Origin of the sequence: Ruegeria denitrificans, from assembly GCF_001458295.1 — a bacterium.
Classification (GTDB): domain Bacteria; phylum Pseudomonadota; class Alphaproteobacteria; order Rhodobacterales; family Rhodobacteraceae; genus Ruegeria; species Ruegeria denitrificans.
On the sequence record NZ_CYUD01000041.1, the window covers coordinates 1 to 1,100 of the forward strand.

Here is a 1,100-nt window from a genome sequence, read left to right on the forward strand (position 1 = left end):
GGCGTTGTTGCACAGATCAGTTGCAACTCGGAACACGCCCAACCCGAGACGGAATTCAGGCGGTGCGTTCGAAACTTGGGCGGCCAAGCCCGGTCATCCGGTTGAGAACCCGGACGCCAATCCCGGCTTCTGTTTTCTGATTTTCGAAGCCCCGGGCCTTTAGCTTGGGCGCAATGACAGTCTTCCAGCGACCCATGAGAGTTTCACCTCGGCTGCGTTGATTGTAGCCAGTGGCTTTCTGCCAGGCCATTCGCCCCTGGCTTACGATCTCGGCGATATGGCGGTCTCGTGCAGTCGGATCCTGGGCTGCATTTGGGCTCAGTATTGCATTTTTGGGAGGTGGGATCGTGACCTCAATCATCGATCCGAAACGAGCGGCAAGCAAATCAGATGTAGGTTCTCCATCGTAAGCTCCATCTGCCAGAAAGAGAGCAACCGGGCCGTCGACCTGATCCAAGAGCTCTGGCAGCACCGTCGGATCGCCAACCTCATCCATAGTGAGATCAGAGCAGACGATCTCGCCGCTGACAAGATCGAGGCCTAGATGGAGCTTGCGCCAAGAGCGCCGTTTGCGCTTTGTTTTATGCTTCTCCTCGAGCCAGTCACCTTCGCCGAAGATTTTTAGGCCAGTACTGTCCACGACCAAATGAACTGACTTACCGCCTCCGGGCTTCCGCGTCGCACGCAGTGCTAGCCCACTGCTCCTGCGGGATAAGGTGGAGAAATCAGGCACTGCGATCTCAACTCCGAGCAGCCCTGCAATACTGCGCATCAGGCCTTGGGTTTGCCGCAGCGGTTGTTTGAAAACCATCCCCAATGTCAGGCACAACTCAATCGCCAGATCAGAATAGCGCGGCTGTCCGCCACGCGTTGTTCGGCGCGGTGCCGGCCACAGGGCAAGCGCGTCTTCGCTGATCCAGACAGTCAGATCACCTCGCTGTCGCAGGCCTTCATTGTACTCAGACCAGTTGGTTACCCGATACTTTTGCTTCGGGATCTTGTCACGACGAGCGGCGTTGAACTTATGCGGCATTTACAGCATCCTGAAAGGAACGGACCGCCTCGATATCAGCGCATGGGCGATCCGTGCAACAACGCCG

Annotated in this window: 1 protein-coding gene; it reads right to left on the minus strand. The window is 57.1% G+C overall.

Annotated features, from left to right (window positions below; genetic code table 11):
- Positions 1-55: 55 nt before the first annotated feature.
- Complete coding sequence (locus RUE5091_RS22455) at positions 56-1,033, minus strand: IS5 family transposase (RefSeq protein ID WP_058284176.1); 978 nt, start codon at positions 1,031-1,033, stop codon at positions 56-58.
- Positions 1,034-1,100: the final 67 nt, after the last annotated feature.

What these genes read in the sequence shown, in the direction of transcription:
- RUE5091_RS22455 (WP_058284176.1), bottom strand. Translation starts at nt 1,033, where the DNA reads ATGCCGCATAAGTTCAACGCCGCTCGTCGTGACAAGATCCCGAAGCAA.